This is a genomic window from Afipia sp. GW822-FHT03D08 (assembly GCF_058801645.1).
Map to the genome: position 1 here is coordinate 2,188,432 of NZ_JBXANK010000001.1, position 16,963 is coordinate 2,205,394.

The 16,963-nt window shown below is 64.1% G+C and carries 12 protein-coding genes and 1 tRNA gene; 7 read left to right on the forward strand and 6 right to left on the reverse strand.

The window, feature by feature from the left end; all coding sequences use genetic code 11:
* Window position 1 precedes the first annotated feature (1 nt).
* Window positions 2-925 (forward strand): LysR family transcriptional regulator, encoded by a 924-nt coding sequence (locus AC1RM7_RS10825; protein WP_006022122.1) that lies wholly within the window; start codon window positions 2-4, stop codon window positions 923-925.
* 302 nt (window positions 926-1,227) lie between these two features.
* Here AC1RM7_RS10825 and AC1RM7_RS10830 read toward each other — a convergent pair whose 3' ends face one another.
* Window positions 1,228-3,690 carry a heavy metal translocating P-type ATPase gene (locus AC1RM7_RS10830; protein ID WP_024919921.1) on the reverse strand — a complete coding sequence of 821 codons (2,463 nt, stop codon included), beginning with the start codon at window positions 3,688-3,690 and terminating at the stop codon, window positions 1,228-1,230.
* Between the two features lie 52 nt (window positions 3,691-3,742).
* On the opposite strand from AC1RM7_RS10830, the gene AC1RM7_RS10835 reads away from it, so the two are divergent.
* Together AC1RM7_RS10835 and AC1RM7_RS10840 are read left to right on the forward strand one after the other, a co-directional pair.
* The gene (locus AC1RM7_RS10835) at window positions 3,743-4,018 is read left to right on the forward strand and encodes a metal-sensitive transcriptional regulator (RefSeq protein WP_006022124.1); all 276 of its coding nucleotides are present in this window, start codon (window positions 3,743-3,745) and stop codon (window positions 4,016-4,018) included.
* A 266-nt stretch (window positions 4,019-4,284) separates the two neighbouring features.
* Window positions 4,285-6,696 carry an EAL domain-containing protein gene (locus tag AC1RM7_RS10840; RefSeq protein ID WP_024919920.1) on the forward strand — a complete coding sequence of 804 codons (2,412 nt, stop codon included), beginning with the start codon at window positions 4,285-4,287 and terminating at the stop codon, window positions 6,694-6,696.
* A 27-nt stretch (window positions 6,697-6,723) separates the two neighbouring features.
* Here the strand turns inward: AC1RM7_RS10840 and AC1RM7_RS10845 are convergent.
* The 3 genes from AC1RM7_RS10845 to AC1RM7_RS10855 all read right to left on the reverse strand — a co-directional run bounded on the left by AC1RM7_RS10845 (window position 6,724) and on the right by AC1RM7_RS10855 (window position 7,999).
* Window positions 6,724-6,800: transfer RNA gene (locus AC1RM7_RS10845), tRNA-His, on the reverse strand.
* A gap of 195 nt (window positions 6,801-6,995) precedes the next feature.
* Window positions 6,996-7,421 carry a phasin family protein gene (locus AC1RM7_RS10850; protein ID WP_006022126.1) on the reverse strand — a complete coding sequence of 142 codons (426 nt, stop codon included), beginning with the start codon at window positions 7,419-7,421 and terminating at the stop codon, window positions 6,996-6,998.
* A 203-nt stretch (window positions 7,422-7,624) separates the two neighbouring features.
* Complete coding sequence (locus tag AC1RM7_RS10855; RefSeq protein ID WP_006022127.1) at window positions 7,625-7,999, reverse strand: phasin family protein; 375 nt, start codon at window positions 7,997-7,999, stop codon at window positions 7,625-7,627.
* Window positions 8,000-8,321: 322 nt separating this feature from the next.
* On the opposite strand from AC1RM7_RS10855, the gene AC1RM7_RS10860 reads away from it, so the two are divergent.
* The 4 genes from AC1RM7_RS10860 (at window position 8,322) to AC1RM7_RS10875 (ending at window position 15,380) form a co-directional block, all read left to right on the forward strand.
* Window positions 8,322-11,789, forward strand: a complete 3,468-nt coding sequence (locus AC1RM7_RS10860) for a PAS domain-containing sensor histidine kinase (RefSeq protein WP_024919919.1) — start codon at window positions 8,322-8,324, stop codon at window positions 11,787-11,789.
* Window positions 11,790-11,931: 142 nt separating this feature from the next.
* A complete protein-coding gene (locus tag AC1RM7_RS10865; RefSeq protein WP_024919918.1) occupies window positions 11,932-12,957 on the forward strand; it encodes a Fe(3+) ABC transporter substrate-binding protein in 1,026 nt (341 codons plus the stop codon).
* A gap of 157 nt (window positions 12,958-13,114) precedes the next feature.
* A complete protein-coding gene (locus tag AC1RM7_RS10870) occupies window positions 13,115-14,755 on the forward strand; it encodes an ABC transporter permease (protein WP_024919917.1) in 1,641 nt (546 codons plus the stop codon).
* Window positions 14,756-14,807: 52 nt separating this feature from the next.
* Window positions 14,808-15,380 carry a hypothetical protein gene (locus tag AC1RM7_RS10875; RefSeq protein WP_024919916.1) on the forward strand — a complete coding sequence of 191 codons (573 nt, stop codon included), beginning with the start codon at window positions 14,808-14,810 and terminating at the stop codon, window positions 15,378-15,380.
* Window positions 15,381-15,435: 55 nt separating this feature from the next.
* Here the strand turns inward: AC1RM7_RS10875 and AC1RM7_RS10880 are convergent, their stop codons facing one another.
* Window positions 15,436-16,086 (reverse strand): 3-oxoacid CoA-transferase subunit B, encoded by a 651-nt coding sequence (locus tag AC1RM7_RS10880; RefSeq protein ID WP_006022133.1) that lies wholly within the window; start codon window positions 16,084-16,086, stop codon window positions 15,436-15,438.
* A gap of 22 nt (window positions 16,087-16,108) precedes the next feature.
* Window positions 16,109-16,810 carry a CoA transferase subunit A gene (locus AC1RM7_RS10885; protein ID WP_006022134.1) on the reverse strand — a complete coding sequence of 234 codons (702 nt, stop codon included), beginning with the start codon at window positions 16,808-16,810 and terminating at the stop codon, window positions 16,109-16,111.
* Window positions 16,811-16,963 lie beyond the last annotated feature (153 nt).

Consider the following 16,963-nt stretch of genomic DNA (forward strand, 5'->3'; position numbering starts at 1 on the left):
CATGCCTCGAACACGCGATGGATTAAGCGATATGGACTGGGACAAGCTGAAGGTCTTTCACGCGGCTGCGGAAGCGGGAAGCTTCACGCATGCCGGCGAACAACTCGGGCTGTCGCAGTCGGCCGTCTCGCGCCAGGTCAGCGCGCTGGAGCAGGAACTGGCGGTGTCATTGTTTCACCGCCATGCCCGCGGACTGATCCTCACCGAGCAGGGCGATCTGCTGTTCCGCACCGCGCATGACGTGTTCATGCAGTTGCAGGCGGCGCGCGCCAAGCTCACCGACAGCCGCGAGCGGCCGAGCGGCGACCTCAAGGTCACCACCACGCCGGGCGTCGGCATCAACTGGCTGATCCCGCGGCTGGGTGAATTCACCGCGCTGTATCCGGATATCCGCATTTCGCTGATCGTGACCGACGAAGAACTCGACCTGTCGATGCGCGAGGCCGACGTTGCGATCCGCACCCGCAAGCCGACCCAGCCGGATCTCATTCAGCGCAAGCTGTTCTCGATGGGCTTCCATGCCTATTGCTCGCCGGAATACGTCAAGCGGCACGGTACCCCGCGCACGCTCGATGAACTGGACGCGCACCGGATCATCGTGCTCAGCGACCAGAACGTGCCGCAGCACCTGCAAAACCGGAACTGGCTGATCGAGGCCAACACCAACGGTTCCGGTCCGCGCGAGCCGGTGTTCAAGGTCAACAACATCCTCGGGCTGGTGCGCGCCTGCCAGCAGGGCCTCGGAATCGCGGCGCTGCCGGACTACCTCGTCGAGGACAACAACCGGCTGGTGCAGCTCTTCAGCGAAGCCGACTCGATTCAATTGGATACGTATTTTGTGTATCCCGAAGAATTGAAGTCGGTGGCGCGCGTGCAGGTTTTCCGTGATTTTATCGTGAGTAAGGCGCAGCGCTGGCCGTCCTGACGGCCCTCGTGAGCGGGTTCAAACGAACGTTTGAGCCCGCATCCTGAGCATGACTGACATACCGGGATCGGAGTTGTCCGCATGGGAAATCGCGGACCATACTCTCCCCACACTGAATGAGCGTTCTGCGCACTGTCCCCCTCCTCCAGCGGAACGCGCGCTCAGTTATCCCTCTTGGAAGGTGATTGTGTCGGCCTCACGTGGCCAAAAACTAAACAGGCCGGGCTCTTTAGCCCGGCCTTTTTTCATGCGCATGTTCCCGTGCTATCGCGCATCACCCGAACAACTTCGAATGAAGCCTCTTATGATTGAAGCTTCATGCGCGCCAACCGCAGCGCATTGCCGATCACGCTGACCGACGACAGCGCCATGGCCGCAGCGCCGATCATCGGCGACAGCAGAATCCCGAACACCGGATAAAGCACACCCGCCGCGACCGGAATGCCGGCTGCGTTGTACAGGAAGGCGAACGCCAGGTTCTGGCGGATATTGCGCATCGTCGCCCGCGATAGTTGCCGGGCTTCCACCAGCCCCATCAGATCGCCGCGCAGCAGCGTAATGCCCGCGCTTTCGATCGCCACATCGGTGCCGCTGCCCATGGCGATGCCGACATCGGCCGCGGCAAGCGCCGGAGCGTCGTTGATGCCGTCACCGGCCATCGCCACCACGCGGCCCTCGCCGCGCAGCCTTGTGACCACGTCGCCCTTGCGCTCGGGCAGAACGTCGGCCTCGACGTCGGTGATGCCGAGCGTCCTCGCCACCGCCTGCGCCGTCGTCACATTGTCACCGGTCAGCATGACAATGCGCAGTCCGTTTGCACGCAACTGCTTCAGCGCTTCCGGCGCACTCGGCTTGACCGGATCGGCAATCGCAATGACGCCGACGGCGCGGCCATCGACCGCGACATAGATCGCGGTGGCCCCGCGCTCGCGCTGGGTGCGTGCATCGGCTTCCAGTGTCTGAATGCCGACGTTCGACAACTGCATGATCGCGGCATTGCCGAGCACGACCTTGCGGCCACCGACGGTGCCCGTCGCGCCCTTGCCCGCGGGGGAGTCGAAGTTCTGCACATCGCGAAGTTCGATGCTCTCTTCCTTCGCGGCATTCAGGATCGCGAAGGCCAGTGGATGCTCGCTGGCGCGCTCGACGCTGGCGGCCAGCCGCAGCAGTTCACCCCGATCAAAGCCATCGGCCGCGATCACAGCGACCACCTTCGGCTTGCCTTCGGTCAGCGTGCCGGTCTTGTCGATCACCAGGGTGTCGACCTTCTCCATCCGCTCCAGCGCCTCGGCGTCGCGAATGAGAATGCCCGAGCGCGCGCCGCGGCCGACGCCGACCATGATCGACATCGGAGTCGCGAGACCGAGCGCGCAGGGACACGCGATGATGAGGACAGTCACCGCGGCAACCAGCGCATAGGTGAATCGGGGCTCGGGACCAAACACCGCCCATGCCGCAAACGCCGCGAGCGCCACCGCGATAACCACCGGCACGAACCAGCCTGCGACCTGATCGGCGAGCCGCTGCACCGGCGCACGCGAGCGCTGCGCCCGCGCAACGAGATCGACAATGCGCGCCAGCATGGTGTCACGGCCGATCTTGTCGGCGCGGACCACAAGGCCGCCGCTCTGGTTGACAGTTCCGCCGATCACCTGTGCGCCGATCGCCTTCTTCACCGGCATCGACTCGCCGGTGACGAGGGACTCATCGACCAGCGACGATCCCTCGGTGACGATGCCATCGACCGGGACCTTTTCGCCCGGCCGCACCCGGAGCAGATCACCCACCGCGATGGCGTCGATATCGATGTCCTCGTCGCCGGTCTGCGAGACGCGCCGCGCCGTCTTCGGCGCAAGGCCGAGCAATGCCCGGATCGCGCCTGACGTGCGCGCCCGGGCGCGCAGCTCGAGCACCTGACCCAGCAGGACGAGAACGGTGATAACGGCGGCAGCTTCGAAATATACCGCGACCGCGCCGTGATGATCGCGGAATGCGTCCGGAAACACCTGTGGCGCCAGCGTCGCGACCACGCTGTAAATGTAAGCGACGCCTGTGCCCATCGCGATCAGCGTGAACATGTTGAGATTGCGCGTTTTGACCGAATGCCAGCCGCGCTCGAAGAAGGGCCAGCCGGCCCACAGCACCACCGGCGTCGCCAGCGCGAAGCCCAGCCAGTTCGATGTCTGTGTCTCCAGCAGATGGATACCGCCGAGATGCGCAGCCATGTCGATGACGAACACCGGCAGCGCCAGCGCGAGACCGATCCAGAAGCGGCGCGTCATGTCGATCAGTTCGGGATCGGGCGCATCATCCAGCGAAACGGTCTCGGGCTCGAGCGCCATGCCGCAGATCGGACAGCTCCCCGGCCCGACCTGTCGCACCTCGGGATGCATCGGACAGGTGTAGATGGTGCCTTCCGGCATCTTCTCTTCAGGCTGTGACGATTTCGGCGCGAGATACTTTTCCGGATCGCCTTCGAACCTGGTCCGGCAGCCCGCGGAGCAGAAGAAATAATACTGACCTTTGTACGCAAAGCGATGCTTCGCGCTCGCCGGATCCACGGTCATCCCGCAGACGGGATCGAGGATGCCTGCGCCCGCCTGATCCGCTGCGTGCGAATGACCATGCGCGCCGTGATGACCATGCGCGCCGTGATGAGCGTGGCCGTACTCAGGCTTGCCGTGGCTGTGACCGCCGGAACCTTGATTGCCATGTCCGCCGCAACAACCGGCCTTGCCGCTTTCCTGATGATCCGATGACGCCACGATTCCAATTCTCCACTTGCAACTTATACCCTATAGGGGTATATAGTACGGTATGCGACAGGAAATCAAGTCATCGTGCCTGAAGAGGCTGAAACGGATCGAAGGCCAGGTTCGCGGTCTCGCGGGCATGGTGGAAGACGATCGCTATTGCATCGACATCGTCACGCAGATCGCCGCCGCCCGTGCAGCGCTGCGGCGGGTCGAGGAAGAGGTGCTGCGCGATCATGTCGCGCATTGCGTTGAGCACGCGATCTCGTCGGGCGACAAGGCGGACCAGCGGCGCAAGATCGCCGAACTGATGGATGTGGTGAGCCGGGCTGACCGCTAGGGAAACGACAGCCATCGTGACGTATTCAGAACATGGTTGATCGCGTGTTAGCTGTTCAGCATCGGCTATTGACGATCTGTTCACGACAGTAACGCCTGCGCCGCAGCCATTTTTTGATTTGTTCGCCTCGCGTACACACAACATCCGATCCTTGCCGATCGAGCGCGCCTGTATCGATCAAACGCCAGATCGGGAATTTACGCGTTCTTACGCAATTCCACTTACCTGCCGAGGTAACCGTTTGTTTCTCGCGTGCAGGCTGTTCGATGTTCAAGGTCTACAATTGTATCGCCACCGCCCATGATCTCTGGCTCGTGGGACTCGCGGCTGTGATCTGCACGCTGGCTTCGCTTGCCGCCATCGGCCTGCTGCGCCATGCCCGTCACGCGACGCGCCAGATGCGTCCGGTCTGGCTTGCGATCTCGGCGATCTCGACGGGCTTCGGCATCTGGTCGACGCATTTCATCGCGATGCTCGCCTATTCGCCCGGCATTCCGAGCGCCTACAACATCGCACTCACCGGTTTGTCCCTTGCCGCTGCGATCCTGCTCACTGCAGCCGGTCTTGCCATGTCGATGCAGCCCAAATGGCGGCTCGGCCCGTGGCTCGGCGGCGCTGTCGTCGGCGGCGGTATCGCCACCATGCATTATCTCGGCATGGCGGCTTTCCAGATCGGCGGCGTCATCCTGTGGGATTCAACACTCGTTGCCGCATCCATTCTGCTCGGCACGCTGATCGGCGCAGCGGCGCTGCCGGCTGGTTTGCGGGGCGATTCACAGCGCTGGCGGATTGCGGGTGCGGTACTTTTGACGCTGGCAATTTGCAGTCATCATTTCACGGCGATGGGCGCAGTCGCGATCATTCCCGATCCGACCGTCACGATCCCGCAATCCGCGATCCCCACCAACTGGCTCGCCATTGGCGTCGCCGTCTCGAGCTTCACGATTATTCTGCTGGCGATCGGCGCCGCAGCCCTCGACATTCATGACCAGCGCCGCTCGATGCTTGAAGCCGAGCGCATGCGCGGTCTCGCCAATGCCGCGGTCGAAGGCCTTCTGGTCTGCGACGGCGACGTCGCTGTGACCGTCAACACCAGTTTCGCGCAGCTCGTCGGCTCAACATCGGACAAGCTGATCGGTACAAACCTGCAATCGTACATTCCGGACGCGGGTGCGCGCGCGAAACTGTTCGCCGCCCCGAACCAGCCGGTGGAGGCCGATCTTCGTCACGCCGACGGATCGATGATTCCGGTCGAACTGATCCTGCGTCCGATCGACTTCGCCGGGCAGGCGCATCACGTCATCGCCGTGCGCAACCTGCAGGCGCGCAAGAAGGCCGAGCAGCACATCCGCTATCTCGCGCATCACGATGCGCTGACCTCGCTGCCGAACCGCGGCACGTTCCATGCGCGGCTCGATCACGAGATCGCCGCCACCATGGCAGGCGGGCAGAAGTGCGCCGTGCTCTGCTTCGACCTCGACAGGTTCAAGGAGGTCAACGATCTGTTCGGACACGCGGCCGGCGACAAGGTCCTTCAGACCGTCGCCTCACGCGTCACCGCGATCCTCGACAAGACATGCATGGTCGCGCGCCTCGGCGGCGACGAATTCGCGGTCCTTGTCCCCGGACTGTCGAACCCGGCCACGGCCGGACGGCTGGCTGAGCGCATTATCGAGGCGCTGCGTTCCGACGGTGATAAATCCGACAGCGAGAACATGACGTCGTGCAGCATCGGCATCGCGATCTGCCCCGACGATGCGGACAATCGCGAGACATTGCTGACCCACGCCGACACGGCGCTCTACCGCGCCAAGATGGAAGGCCGCGCCACCTACCGCTTCTTCGAAGCGAAAATGGGCGCGGAGGTTCACGACCGCCGCGTGCTGGAGCACGATCTGCGGCAGGCGGTGTCGCGCGGCGAGTTCAATCTGGTCTATCAGCCGCAGCAAGACATTCAGAGCAGGACCGTGGTCGGCTTCGAGGCCCTGCTGCGCTGGAATCACAGGACCCGCGGCTCGATCTCTCCGGCCATTTTCATCCCGATCGCGGAAGAAACCGGCGCCATTCTCGGCATCGGCGAGTGGGTTCTGCGCGAGGCCTGCAAGCAGGCCGCGAGCTGGCCGCAGCCGCTGACCATCGCCGTCAACGTGTCGGCGGTCCAGATCTACAACGAGAATTTCGTGCAGCTCGTGCATGAGGTGCTGCTGGAAACCGGCCTCGCCCCCGGCCGGCTCGAACTCGAAATCACCGAGACCGCGCTGGTGCGCGATCTCAACCGCGCGCTCACCACACTCCGGCGCATCAAGGCGCTCGGCGTGCATATCGCGATGGACGATTTCGGCACCGGCTATTCGTCGCTCTCCAACCTGCGCGCATTCCCGTTCGACAAGATCAAGATCGACGGTTCGTTCATCAAGTCGGTCAACACCAACGAGCAGGCCGCGACCATTGTGCGCGCCGTGCTGGGCCTCGGCCGCGGTCTCGGTCTGCCGGTGCTGGCGGAAGGCGTCGAGACACCGGCGGAGCTGGCGTTCCTGCAATCCGAACTGTGCAACGAGGTTCAGGGCTATCTGGTCGGGCGGCCCGCCGCGATCGGAACCTTCGCGACGCTCACCCACCCCGGAAGCGGGCCTGCAACAGGCGAGGAAATCCGCGTCCTGCTGGCGCAGTCGGCCTGAGACTTCGGATTTTGGGGGCTTTGGGAGTGGTACAGTTGGGTGGGATCGAACCACCGACCTCCGGATCCACAATCCGGCGCTCTAACCAGCTGAGCTACAACTGCATTTTTCAATCTATGGCAGCCGGCCGGCTGCCCCGCCGAGGGCGGCGATTTCGCGGGAAACTAGGTGCAACGCCGCGCTTTGGCAAGACGCTTTGACCTGCCGAAATCGCGTCGCCAACAGCCCCTTAGGGTGACCGTGGCGACAGAAACGGTTCAGTGGCGCGGCCGCGCCTTTGCCAGGAACAGACGCCTCAATCAGACGCCGGGCTTGAAGGCCTTTGCCGCGCCGGCGGCGATCGGCTCGACGGCGGCAGCCGCAGCCTTCTGGGTCATGGCCGCAAGGTCCTGGGACTGCGCGGTCAAAACCTCGAACTGCTTGCGGGCATGGGTGTTCATCAGTTCGAAGGCCTCCGGCAGCGATTTCACACCCATCAGGCTCTGGGTGAAGGCAAACGCGGCTTCGGTGTTGGTCTGGGCCATGCCGATCATCTTCGAGGTGAAATCGCCGGCGCCCTTGGTGGCCTGCTCAACCAGCGCCTCGAGAGCCCCGTTGTTGGAAACGGCTGCGTCCTTGAACTTCTGATAGCCGTCACGGGCCTGGACCATGCCCATCTCGGTGAACGCGCGAAGCTGCTCAGGAACCTTGAAGGGGACGACAGCAAATGGATCGTTCGCGCTCATAGGGCAGTCCTCGTGTCTGGAATTGAAATCGCCGGAACGGCGCAACCGGCCGCGTGAGGCCTACAGGCCGGACGCCGGTCCGTATCTATTTAGCACTATATGGAAGATTTTGTGCGATGCAACAAAATACCACGGGGCCGTCCGCATGCCTGATCCGGCGCAAGCGCCGGATCTATCCTCCAAATTGCCGGGCTAGCCACGGACTATTTGGGCTTGGCGGCATCCATGGCGGCGCGGGTCACAACCTGACCCATTTCGCTGGCCTGCTCGGCCAGCGCCCGCATCTGGCCCTGAACGTATTCAGTGTGGAGACGCATCACCTCGGTGAGGTCCTTGGCGTGAATCAACTGCTGCGCATAGGCCAGCGAGGTCTGCACGTTCTTTTCCGCGAACGCGATGGCCTTCGCGCTGATTTCCTTGGCCGCATCGCCGGAGCCGCCGAGTGACGCCCCGCCGAACGCCGCCGCCGTCTGCTGCGCACTGCTGATGAAAGTATCGAATGCCTTGCGTGCCTGTTCGAGGCTCGCTTCCGCCATCGACCGCATTTCCTTCGGAATCTCGAATTGATTGCCTGACATGTCGCACCCTCTCCTGTTGGGTCTCTGAGCGGACCCCGTTGCTCCGCAATTTACCGCCGGGCGACATCTCACCTATGACGCAGCGCAACGACAGTTCCTGCCCGTCCATCGTGAACGTTTGAGCACCTTTTGCAACACCCAACGTCCGAGCGGCGCTGGGGTTCAGTGTGCCGGCGAGTTAACGTTATCGCCGGTTTGGATGGGTAGTGTCACACCCCACCGGTGGACCTTGTGGCAGCCGCGCCATACTAATCATTTGTTAAGGCTGTCCGATCCACCTCCCGCGCCACAATCGGCGCTACGAAAGCGAGACACAGACCCGTTGTCCAAGACGAGCGAAGCCGACTTCCAGCTCCATGGCATCCGCGATCCGCGCCTTGCGGTTCACGCGACAAGCAGCTTGCCTGCGTGGGTCTGGTCGCTCAACGGCGCTCGCATTCTCTGGACCAACACTATCGGAGCGCGGCTGTTCGGCGAACGCAACGCCGCCGCCCTTGCCGAGAAAACCATCGGCCCCGCCGATCCGCGGCGCCGCCAGGCCGCACAGCTTGCAGCGCGGTTGTCACCGTCAGGCGCACCACGGCTTGAACGGCTGCGCGGATTCGGCGCGCCGCTCGGCCGCCTGCTGACATGCTCCTGCGCGCGGCTCACCTTCGCGGACGGCACCGTGGGGATTCTCATTGCCGCCGCCGATCCTGTCGGCCGTCCGATGCCGCTCACCGAGCGGCTCGCGCATCTGGTCGACAGCATCACCATGCCGGCGATGACCTTCACGCCGAACGGCGCACTCGCCGGCGCAAATGAAGCCGCGAAAAACTTTCCGGGATTGTTCAATGATCTGACCGGGCCCGGTTTCGATGACGCACGCAACGGCGCGCTGCGTAACGGACAATCGGTCCTGCAAGTGGACTCCAGCCGGGTGACGGTGCATCGCGTCGGCAGCGGAGACGGCACCGCGCTGGTCGCATTGATCGACGCTGTGATCGTGCCGAAGCCAATGCCGAAGCCGACGCCTGTGGTGCTCGCTCCCGAAGAGCCAGAGCGCGAGAGTGGTGTTGAACGGCCTGCGCCTGCCGCGCCGGTCGATTCCGCTCCGGCTGAAGCGGCGGCGGAAACCGTCGCAGAGACGCCCGGTCAAGCCGCCGCGCCGGCCGAAGTCACACCGGTCGATCTTTTCGAATCGGTGTTCGATGAATCGTCAGAACCGGCGGCACCGGTCCAGACCGTCGCGAACACCGAAACTCGGCCTCAACACATCGCAAGTGAAGAACCCGCGCCTGCCGTGCACGCCGACGCGCCGCGCGATGAACCTGCACATCATGACGCGCCCGCAGAAAACGTCACCCGAATCTATATCGACGACGAACGCTATAAAACGGCTTCTCCGCTCGGCGCCGGCGATGGGTCCGCAACGCTGCTTGAGATGGACCGCCCATTGACGCCGCGGCGGCATCCGCTGCGCTTCATGTGGCACATGGATGAAGACAGCCGCTTCTCGCTCGGCTTCGATGAGTTCACCCGCCTGATCGGCGCGCGCACCGCCGCTGCGTTCGGCCGGCCCTGGGGCGAGATCGCCGATGCGCTCGGCCTCGACCCCGAAGGCCATGTCGCGGCTGCGATCGCGACCCGCAACACCTGGAGCGGCATTGTCGTGAACTGGCCCGCCGATGGCGCAGGCGCGCGGCTGCCGGTGGAACTGTCGGGATTCCCGATCTATGACCGCGCCGGGATTTTCCTGGGGTATCGCGGCTTCGGCATCTGCCGCGACGTTGAAGGCATGGCACGGCTGGCCGTGCAGCGCCGTGATGATATGCTGTATTCGTCTGAGCCGCCCGCAGCGGCGCAGCCGAGCGAACCACCGCCGCATGAGGTCACGAGACCGGAGCCGGTCGCCGAGGACGTTGTGAACCAGCCGCCATCAACTCCGTCAGAGACGGTGGTGCATGCCGCGGACAGCGTGCAAGATAACTTCCCGAGGGACAGTTTCCCGAGAACCGAGCAGAAGCCTGTGGTGGACACTCCGCAAAACGTCGTGCCATTTCCAGTCGCCGAGCCGAAATCGCCGGCGCTGACGGCGGTCGAGAGCAACGCCTTCGACGAACTGGCGCGGCGGCTGTCCGCGCGCCTCGAGAATGGAGCAGAGAACGAAACGCTGACCGACGCCTCGGTGGCCGAACTGTTCGCCGCTGACGATACGCCGCAGCACCAGCCGGTGTCCGAACCGCCTGCGCTTGAACATCCCCCTGCCTTCCTCCAGCCCGAGCCGGTGCTGCCGCGCGCCAATGCCGCGCAGGATTCGCAGTTGCTCGATCGCCTGCCGGTCGGCGTGCTGGTGTATCGGCTCGACCGGCTGATCTACGCCAACAAGGCGTTTCTCGCCTCCACCGGATATGACGACCTTCATGCGCTGACCGACGCCGGCGGCCTCGATGCGCTGATTGTCGAAGCCGGTGCGGGATCCGCCAGCAGCACGTCCGAGACCGGCACGCCGGTCGTCATCGCGGCCACCAGCAAGAGCGGCCCCGACAGGGGCGAGCCTGCCGACGCGCGGCTGTTCGCCATCACATGGGACAACGAGCCGGCGCATGCGCTGGTGTTCTCAGGCCCGCGCACCGAGCCCCGGATCGAACCTGCACCCGTCTTGACGATCGCGCCGGTCGCCGTCGCCAGCGACGACACCACGCAGGCGGAAGAACTCGGCACCATTCTCGACAACACCGCCGAGGGCGTCATTGTTTTCGACGGCCAGGGCCGCATCCTCTCCTGCAATCGCAGCGCCGAAGTTCTGTTCGGCCGCGAGGACAACGAGATGGCCACGCTCCATCTCACCGATCTGTTCGCGGCCGACAGCCAGCGCGCGGTGCAGGATTACGCGAACGAGGTCAGGGCCGCTGCCGTGACGGGTCTGCTTCGCCACGGCCGCGACATGCTGGGACGTGCGCGCGACGGCAGCGCCATCCCGCTGTCGGTGACAATGGGCCGGACACGGCCGGACGGCGCGCGCTTTTTCGCGATCTTCAACAGCCAGTCGCAAACCAGGAAAAGCGAAGGCGAACTGACTCAGGCGAAGCGGCAGGTCGAGCGCGCTGTGAACGCGCGAGCGGATATCCTCGGACGGATCAGCCATGAGGTCCGTATGCCGCTGAACGCCATCATCGGCTTCGCCGACGTGATGATCGACGAGCGCTTCGGCGCGCTCGGCAACGAGCGCTATGTCGAATACATGAAGGACATCCGCGCCTCCGGGCAGCGTGTGATGGCGATCATCGACGATCTGCTCGATCTGTCGCGCATCGAAACCGGCAGGATGGAACTGTCGTTCGCGAGCCAGGACCTCAACAGCATGGTCGAGCAATGCGTCGCGGTGATGCAGCCGCAGGCCAATCGCGAACGCATCATCATCCGCACATCGCTCGCCCACGCGCTGCCGACCGTAAAGGCCGACGCCCGCGCGCTGCGCCAGATCGCGCTGAACCTGATCGGCAACTCAATCCATCTGGCCAATGCCGGGGGACAGGTCATTGTGTCGACCGCAACCACCGACTTCGGCGATATCGTGCTGCGCGTCCGCGACACCGGCCCCGGCCTCAACGACAACGAGATCGCCGCCGCCATGGCGCCGTTCCGCACAACGGGCGCGTCCGATCAAACCGCCGACGGCTCGGTTGTGAACCTGTCGCTGACCAAAGCGCTGGTCGAAGCCAACCGCGCGCAATTCCACATCAAGACCGCGCCGCATTCGGGCACGCTGATCGAGGTCGTGTTCTCGCACGCCAGCGCGATCGCCTGATCGCCACTCTGGAATCTCTCTAAATCAGCGATCTCGCGACATCGCGTCGCGTGAATGTGCACGCCCTCTGCGCTACAGAACCGGCACCGCGCGCTGCAACGCTCAGCGCCGCGATGCTCATCAAAGCTGCCGGAGCCCCATCATGTCACGATCTCGTATTCTCGTCGCCGCAACCGTCGTCGCTTCCGCGATGACCCTGAATGCGGCCGCATTCGCCCAATCCGGCGAGGTGAACGTCTACACCTATCGCGAGACCAAGCTGGTGCAGCCGCTGTTCGACGCGTTCACCAAGGATACCGGCATCAAGGTCAATGTCGTTTCGGCGTCCTCCGGTCTTGAGCAGCGAATGAAGGCCGAAGGCGCCAACAGCCCCGCCGACGTACTGCTGACGGTGGACGTCGGCCGCATGGCGGAAGCCGTCGAGGCCGGTGTAACGCAGCCGATCAAGTCCGAGGCGCTCGACAAGATCGTGCCGGCGCAATACCGAGATCCCGACGGTCACTGGGCCGGCATCTCGATGCGCGCGCGCGTGATCTACGCCTCGAAGGACCGCGTCAAGCAAGATGCCATCACCTACGAAGAGCTCGCCGACCCGAAGTGGAAGGGCAAGATCTGCATCCGCTCCGGCCAGCACATCTACAACAATGCGCTGTTCGCGGCCTACGTCGCCCACCACGGCGAAGCCAAAGCCGAAGAGTGGTTGCGGGGCGTGAAGGCCAACCTCGCGCAGAAGCCCTCCGGCGGCGACCGCGAAACCGCGCGCGATGTCGCGGCTGGCAAATGCGACATCGGCATCGGCAACACCTATTACTGGGCGCTGATGATGAACAACGATCCGGACAAGAAGCCATGGGCGGAAGCGACCAAGGTGATCCTGCCGACCTTCGCCGGCGGCGGCACCCATGTGAATCTCTCCGGCGTGCTGCTGGCGAAGCACGCGCCGAACCGCGCCAACGCCGTCAAACTGATCGAATGGCTGGCCGGCGAACACGCGCAGCATCTCTATGCCGACGCCAACTATGAGTATCCGGTCCGCGCCGGCGTCGCCGTCAACCCGACCATTGCCGGTTACGGCAAGTTGACCCCCGACACGCTGCCGATCGCGAAGATCGCCGCCAGCCGCAAGGCCGCCTCGACGCTGGCCGACAAGGTCGGGTTTGATAATTGACGCTGACCGACCGATACAAAAAGCTCCTCACCCCAACCAGCTTCCCGCAGACGGGCCGAGGAGGTTCGCCGCGCATGGCGATGAGTCATGTTCATCGTTCCCTCCCCCCTTGCGGGGGAGGCGCGAACCGGTCTTTGTCGCGCAAAGCCGAATTCTCGTGATAGCGCGCATCGCAGAGCCCGCCGTCTCGGCGCTGGCGGTCTTCACGGCGGCGCTTGTTGCATTGCCGGTGCTGGCGATCGTCGTGATCGCGGCACAGCCCGCGCCCGGTCTGTGGTCGCATCTTGTCGACTACGTGCTGCCGCTGGCGCTGCGCGACACAGCCGCGCTGCTGATCGGCGTCGGATCGATCGCACTGCTCGCAGGTGCGGGCACAGCGTGGCTGGTGTCATCGCACGATTTCCCGGGACGCGGATTGCTGCTCTGGCTGCTGCCGCTGCCGCTGGCGATTCCGACCTACATTGCGGCTTATGTTTATGTCGATCTGTTCGAACCGCTCGGCCTCGTCCATCGCACGCTGATGCTGTGGCTTCCGCCGCGCGATGCGCTGGCGTTGTTACCGAACCTGCGCTCCCTGCCGGGCGCGATCTTCATCATCGGCATTGTGCTCTATCCGTATGTCTATCTCTCCGCGCGCGCGACCTTCCAGTTGCAGAGCGCGGAATTTGCCGAAGCCGCACGCACGCTCGGCGCCGGACGCTGGGATGTGTTTCGCCGCATCTCGCTGCCGATGGCCCGTCCGGCGCTGGCGGTCGGCCTCGCTCTCGTCGCGCTGGAAACGCTAAACGACATCGGCGCCAGCGAATACCTCGGGGTGCGGACGCTCACAGTCTCGATCTTCACCACATGGCTCAATCGCGGCAGCCTCGCCGGCGCAGCGCAACTGTCATGCCTGGTGCTGGTGATCGTCGGCGGACTGATCGCGCTGGAGCGCTATGGCCGCCGCAACGCCATCACGGAATTTTCGTCCGAGAGCCCGCGGCTGACCCCGCGCACGCCCTTCACCGGGATCAAGGGCTGGCTGGCTTTCGCCGCATGCGCCCTGCCGGCGTTGCTCGGCTTCGTCGTGCCGCTGCTGTTTCTGCTGTACCAGAGCATCCACCGGTCATCGGTGACGATGGATACCGCGATCTGGCGCGACGCATTCAGTTCGATAAGTTTCGCGGCGCTCGCCACCCTCGTTGCGCTGGGTCTCGGACTGGCGACAATTCTTGCAACGCGCTGGCGTCCCGGTTCATGGCGCGCGTTCTCGGCCAACATCGCGCAGACCGGGTACGCATTGCCGGGACTGGTGCTGGCGCTCGGCCTGCTCTCGCCGGTGCTGACGATCGACAACGCGCTCAACACGTTTGCCGCGTGGCTCGGGCTATCGCTGCCTGGCCTGGTGCTGATGGGCTCGGGCGCGGCCGTGGTCACGGCCTATGTGATCCGCTTTCTCGCCGTGCCGACGGGATTTCTGCGCGCCGGCTTCGAGCGCATCCCGTTCGACTATGACGACAGCGCGCGCAGCGCTGGGGCCGGGCAGATCACCGCCATGCGGCGGATTCACCTGCCGCTGCTGCGCCCCGCGCTACTCGGTGCCGCGATCGTGGTGTTCGTCGATTGCCTGAAGGAATTGCCGGCGACGCTGCTGCTGCGTCCGCTCAATGTCGAGACGCTGGCGACCTCGATCTATCAGTATGCCAGCCGCGGCAGTTTCGAGGACGGCGCCCTCGCCGCGCTTCTGATCGTGGCGGCGAGCATCGGCCCGGTGGCGTGGCTGACGCGGTTCTCCGATATTCCGCAGGGCCCGGCATAATTTGTGCTGAACTGGCTGTGCTTGGGCCCGCCGCAGCGGTATAGTGTGCGCGATGATGGATGCTCTGAAATATCGGGTCGCAGCCCTCGCCGCTGTGCTTTGTCTGGCGGCGCCTGCCGCTCAGGCCCAGGTGGCGCCGATCCGCTACTGGATTCCGGGTGGACCTTTCGGATTGGGCGGCGACACCACGACGCAATATTGGGGAAGCGCGCCGGATGAGGACGGCTTCCGCAAGGGCTTTTCTTTCAGCAGCTACAGCATGCCGGTGAATTCATTCACCGGCGGCTTCGGCGCGGGCGCATTTACTGCCGGCAGCGGATTGTCGTCCGAGGGCGCGCAATACGCCTACAGCTTCAAGGGCCTCGGCGACACGCCGGTCACATTTTTCGGAGGCGTCAGCTCGCTTCGAACGACGCCGGACGTATTTACGTCGCTCGTCACGCCGGGCTTCGAGCGGAGCAGCACGCTTGCCACCAGCATCAATGCCGGAGTCGAGTTCAAACCGACCTCGAATATCAGTCTGTCGCTTTCAGCCGGGTTCGTGCAGCCGTCCGCGACGCTCGACACCGACATCCGTTCGCAATTGCTGTCGGCGCAAAGTCCCGGCTTTCTTGGCCGGCGATAGCGTCAGATCGCGCGGCCAATAAGGCCGCGCTGCGCCGTCATGATGGTTCAGGCGCTCAGGCGTTCTTCAGCGCGACGCGGAAGGTCGCTTCGGTCTTCGCCTTCACCTCATCGAGCGTGACGCCGTCGGCGAGTTCGATCAGCGCCATGCCGTCCTTGCCGTGCTTGTCGATGGTGAACACTGCGAGATCGGTGACGACCATGTCGACGACACGCTCGCCGGTGAGCGGCAGGTTGCAGCGATGCAGCAGCTTCGGACCATCCTTTGCGGAATGCTCCATCACGACGACGACGCGCTTGACGCCGGCGACGAGATCCATCGCGCCGCCCATGCCCTTCACCATCTTGCCGGGGATCATCCAGTTTGCGAGATCGCCGTTCTCGGCCACCTGCATCGCGCCCAGGATCGACAGATCGATATGGCCGCCGCGCACCATCGCGAACGAATCCGCACTTGAGAAGTAGCTGGTGTCGGGCAGTTCGGTCACGGTCTGCTTGCCGGCGTTGATGAGGTCGGGATCTTCCTCGCCCTCATACGGGAACGGGCCCATGCCGAGCATGCCGTTCTCGCTCTGCAGCGACACATCGACGCCGTCGGGAATGTAGTTGGACACCAGCGTCGGAATGCCGATGCCGAGGTTGACGTAATAGCCGTCGCGCAGTTCTTTCGCGGCGCGCGCTGCCATCTGTTCGCGGGTCCAGGCCATGGGGCTCTCCTTAAGGAATCTGTTATGCGCGCTTGCGCGTGGTGCGCTGCTCGATCCGCTTCAGCGCTGGATCGACTGCGATGATGCGCTGAACGAAGATGCCCGGCGTGTGGATGTGATCGGGATCGATCTCGCCCGCAGGCACCAGATGCTCGACTTCCGCGATGGTGACCTTGGCGGCGGTCGCCATCATCGGGTTAAAGTTGCGCGCGGTCTTGCGGTACACGAGGTTGCCCGCGGTATCGCCCTTCCAGGCGTGCACGATGGCGAGATCGGCAACGAGGCCCGTCTCAAGGATGTACTTCTCGCCGTTGAACTCCTTCACTTCCTTGCCTTCGGCGATCAGCGTTCCGACGCCGGTCTTGGTGTAGAAGCCCGGGATGCCCGCGCCGCCGGCGCGGATGCGTTCCGCCAGCGTGCCCTGCGGATTGAATTCGAGTTCGAGTTCGCCCGCGAGATACTGCTGCGCGAACAGCTTGTTCTCGCCGACATAGGACGAGATCATCTTCTTGATCTGGCGGGTTTCCAGCAGGCGGCTGAGGCCTATGCCATCGACACCGGCATTGTTCGAGACAACCGTCAGGTTCTTGACGCCGGTTTCGCGCAACGCGTCGGACAACGTCTCGGCGATACCGCAGAGGCCGAAACCGCCGGACATGACCATCATGCCGTCTTTGACAACGCCATCGAGCGCGGACTTCGCGTCGGGGTAAACTTTGTTCATGGGGGTGCAACCTGATGGAGGAAAATAGGCGGACAAGCCGACTATTAGGCGGAATCTTCGAGGCGCGTCAATCGCGGCCCGGCGCCCCGCTCTGCCCCCTTTGCGGCAGCCCCGCCCGGAGCGTTGCCTTGTCCGAACACCTTCGAATACCTT